Annotated in this window: 2 protein-coding genes and 1 pseudogene; all 3 read right to left on the bottom strand. The window is 62.2% G+C overall.

Annotation, left to right across the window (positions count from 1 at the left end; translation table 11 throughout):
* Positions 1-573 (bottom strand): annotated as a pseudogene (locus EN984_RS24615) (hypothetical protein); the annotation flags it as partial.
* A gap of 232 nt (positions 574-805) precedes the next feature.
* Entirely contained in the window at positions 806-3,277 is a 2,472-nt protein-coding gene (gene gyrB, locus EN984_RS24610) for a DNA topoisomerase (ATP-hydrolyzing) subunit B (protein WP_127273497.1), read from the bottom strand.
* A gap of 161 nt (positions 3,278-3,438) precedes the next feature.
* Positions 3,439-4,237 (bottom strand): tetratricopeptide repeat protein (locus EN984_RS24605; RefSeq protein ID WP_127384008.1); only part of this gene is annotated, 799 nt, incomplete at its 5' end.

The raw sequence follows: 4,237 nt of genomic DNA, 5'->3' as shown, positions 1-4,237 counted from the left end.
GTCCGGATTGGCGGCAGCCAGCCTGCCCGGATCGGCCGGACGGAACAGTGAATCCACAAGGTAGGATGTCGCATTGTCGACCGATGCGCTGCCGGCATTGGCCGAAGCCCCCGCCGATGCACCCATGGCAGCGCCAGATGCGACGGTGGACACCGCTTGCACGCCTGAACCGATCGCTGCGGAAAGGGCGGAGCCAAGCACGCCGACGACGAGCAAAGTGGCCAGCGCCCAGGCAAGAAAGCCGTGTGCGGTGTCCCGGAAATAGACCTCATCGGTGTGGATGCCGACCCATTTGGTGCGCAGCCGCCCGGCAAGATAGCCTCCGACACCAGAGGACAGCCATTGCACGATGACAAGCCAGACGGCGGTGGACGCCGCGAAAGTGGTGACAGATGCGCCGGATCCCGACCATGGCGACACCATGGTCAATCCCAGCCCCGAACCGAGCAGCATGAGGATGAAGGTCAACGTCGAAGCCGCGAAGGCACCGGCGATGATCGGTCCCCAACTGACGGCGGTGGAGGAGGATTCTGTTGAAGTGGAAACGTCGACAGCCGATAGGGTGGACTGCATGGAAGCCCCCTACCGTACGAACAGCATGATCAGAATGATGATCGGGATCGGAATACCGAGCAACCAGAGCAAAATGCCGCGTCCCATGAAGGCCTCCTGTAAGAAATTGTGATCGATGTTGTCACAATGTCCCGCAGGGACTTCCGTTCCGGGGCGTTGTAAAATGATTCTGTTGCCGCCGGTGGAACAATTGGCGCGCCGCAGCGCGCCAATTCAGAATTTAACGTCCGGATCAGATATCCAGATTGGCGACCGACAGCGCGTTGTCCTGGATGAACTCGCGCCTGGGTTCGACCTCGTCGCCCATCAGCCTCGAAAATAGTGAATCCGCGTCGGTCGCGTCATTGACCTTGACCTGCAGCAGCGAGCGCACATTCGGGTCAAGCGTGGTTTCCCACAGCTGTTCGGCGTTCATCTCGCCGAGACCCTTGTAGCGCTGCATTGTCAGGCCCTTGCGGCCGGTCGCAAAGACCGCATTGAGCATCGCCAAGGGCCCCGAAATCGTTTCGGAGACATCCTTGCGGCGCAGCACCGGCGGCGACCCGTAGACCTCGCTGAGGCGCTGTGCGTAGCGGTCGAGCTGGCGTGCGTCGGCCGAATTGATCAGCGCCAGGTCGAGATGCGCGTATTCCTTGACGCTGCGCACCGTGCGCTCGAACACATAGCCGCCGACACCCTCGTTTGAGGTCGACATGCGGCCCGTCCAGCCGCGCTCGGTGTCCTCGGCAATGATGTCGAGGCGTTTTGCAATCCGCTCCGCCATGTCGTTGGCTCGGCCGAGATCGGTGAACACGTCCGGGTTGAGCCCGCCGGCGATCGCCGCCTGCTCGACCACGCCTCTGTTGTAGCGCGTGTGCAGGCCGTTGATCAGCTGGCGCACCGCCAGTGCGTCGTCGATGGCTCCGCGCAGGTCCTGTCCGATGCGAACCTCGCCCGAGCCGAGCGTAAGCGATGCTTCCTCCAGTCCCGAGCCGATCAGGAACTCCTCGAACGCGCTCTCGTCCTTGATGTATTGCGAGCTCTTGCCGCGCGTCACCTTGTAGAGCGGCGGCTGGGCGATGTAGAGATGGCCGCGCTCGATCAGCTCCGGCATCTGCCGGAAGAAGAAGGTCAGCAGCAAGGTTCTGATATGGGCGCCGTCGACGTCGGCGTCGGTCATCAGGATGATCTTGTGGTAGCGCAGCTTGTCGGCGTTGAACTCGTCCTTGCCGATCGAGGTGCCGAGCGCCGTGATCAGCGTGCCGATCATGTCGGAGCCGAGCATGCGGTCGAAGCGCGCCCGCTCGACATTGAGGATCTTGCCGCGCAACGGCAGGATCGCCTGGTTCTGGCGCGAACGCCCACCTTTGGCCGAGCCGCCGGCGGAGTCACCCTCGACGATGAAGATTTCGGACTTCGCCGGGTCGCGTTCCTGGCAGTCGGCCAGTTTGCCGGGCAGGGAAGTGACGCCGAGCGAGCTCTTGCGGGTGATATCGCGCGCCTTGCGCGCCGCTTCACGCGCCGCCGCGGCCTGGATCACCTTGTCGACGACCACCTTGCCTTCGCTCGGATGTTCTTCCAGCCAGGTGCCGAGCGCTTCGTTGACCAGGCCTTCGACGACAGGACGGACTTCCGACGAGACCAGCTTGTCCTTGGTCTGCGAGGAGAATTTCGGATCTGGAACCTTGACCGACAGCACCGCCGTCAGGCCTTCGCGGCAATCGTCGCCGATCAGCGAGACCTTTTCCTTCTTGGTCAGGCCGGAGGATTCGCCATAGCCGGTGATCTGGCGCGTCAGCGCGCCGCGAAAGCCGGCCAGATGCGTGCCGCCATCGCGCTGAGGGATGTTGTTGGTGAAGGCCAGCACGTTCTCGTGGTAGCTGTCGTTCCACCACATCGCCACTTCGACGGTGATCCCATCGCGCTCCGCCCGGATGGCGATCGGCTTGTCGATCAGCGGTTTCTTGACCCGATCGAGATATTTGACGAATTCCTCGAGGCCTCCATCATAGTGCAGTTCATGGCGCACGACGTCGGCGTGACGGGCATCGGTCAAAATGATGCGCACGCCGGAATTGAGGAAGGCAAGCTCGCGCAGCCGGTGTTCCAGCGTGCCAAAGTCGAATTCGACCATGGTGAAGGTCTCGGCCGACGGGAAGAAGGTGATCTGGCTGCCGCTGCGGCCCTCATAGGTGCCCGGCTGCTTGTCCTGCTCATAGCTGCCGGTCGCCTTCAGCGGCGCGTCGGCATTGCCATGCGTGAAACTCATCTCGAAGATCTGGCCGTTGCGGCGGATTTTCAGCTTCAGCCACGCCGACAGCGCGTTGACCACCGAGACGCCGACGCCATGCAGGCCGCCCGAGACCTTGTAGGAATTCTGGTCGAACTTGCCGCCGGCATGCAGCTGCGTCATGATCACTTCGGCCGCCGAAATGCCTTCTCCGGTGTGGATATCGGTCGGAATTCCGCGGCCATTGTCGATCACGGTGACCGAACCATCGGGGTTGAGCGTCACGGTGACGAGATCGGCGTGACCGGCCAGCGCCTCGTCGATGGCGTTGTCGACCACTTCATAGACCATGTGATGCAGGCCCGAACCGTCGTCGGTATCGCCGATATACATTCCGGGGCGTTTGCGGACAGCATCCAACCCCTTCAAAACCTTGATGGAATCGGCGCCGTATTCGGCTTCAGCGCCGTTGTTGTTATCGATCTGATCGCTCATGAAAACCTGTTGTCTGGATGCCGCTTGCACGGCGCGAAAAACCCGCTCCGAATCGCGCCTCTGATATGCACTAGATATAGGCGCAAAAGGCGGTTTTTCCAAGGTTTGCAGGCATTTCACGGGGAATGAGCCGGCTGTCCATGGCAGCCTCCCGTCAGGCCCTATTTCACTTTGGCCAGCCGGTCCCTGAGAAACTTGATCATGAACTTGTATCGCGGCGCCAGCCGCCCGCTGCGGTCGAGCTCCAGCGTCATGTCCAGCGCCTGCGAAAGCACCGTCTTGGGGTTCTTGGCGACCTGAGCGTAGTCGATCATGGCAACCACCAGGTCGCGCTGCCAGGTGGCGTTGTTTGGGTCGGACCGGGCGAGCTTCTGGCGGATGTCGAGACTGTCCTGGAAAGCCTGCCGCGCGCCTTTGACGTCGCGCTGCTTGGCCTTGAGCATGCCGATCTCGGACAGGGTGATCGACAGGTCGCGTTGCCAGTCGGCATTGGCAGGGTCGAGCTTGGCCAGCCGGTCGGCGATAGCGAAACTGTCTGTATAGGCCTTGAGCGCTCCGGCGCGGTCGCCCTGAATCGCCAGAATGCCGGCGACCTTTTCCAGGCTGACCGAAAGGTCACGTTGCCAGTCGGCGTTGGCAGGGTCACTGGCCGCCAGCATGCGGGCTATAGAGAGGGCTTGCCTATAGGCGGCGAGGGCTGCCGGCCAGTCCTCTTGATCGCTCAGCGCATTGCCCATCTTTGCGTTGCCGACAGACAGGTCGCGCTTCAACTCACTGTTGTCGGGGTCGCGGCCCGCTAATTGTTCGACGATCGCATGGCCCGCTTTATAGGACGCGAGTGCGCCCGCCGCATCGCCGCGCTCGCGCTTGAGGTCGCCGATCGTATCATGGCTGACCGACACATCGCGCTGCCGTTCGGCATCCTGCGGCTTCTTTTCGGCCAATGCCAATCGGATATTC

The sequence above is a fragment of the Mesorhizobium sp. M7A.F.Ca.CA.004.12.1.1 genome (assembly GCF_003997835.1).
GTDB lineage: Bacteria > Pseudomonadota > Alphaproteobacteria > Rhizobiales > Rhizobiaceae > Mesorhizobium.
This window is presented reverse-complemented; position numbering and strand designations above follow the sequence as displayed.

Coding starts and splice junctions, on each gene's coding strand:
- gyrB (WP_127273497.1), bottom strand. CDS start 3,277: ATGAGCGATCAGATCGATAACAACAACGGCGCTGAAGCCGAATACGGC.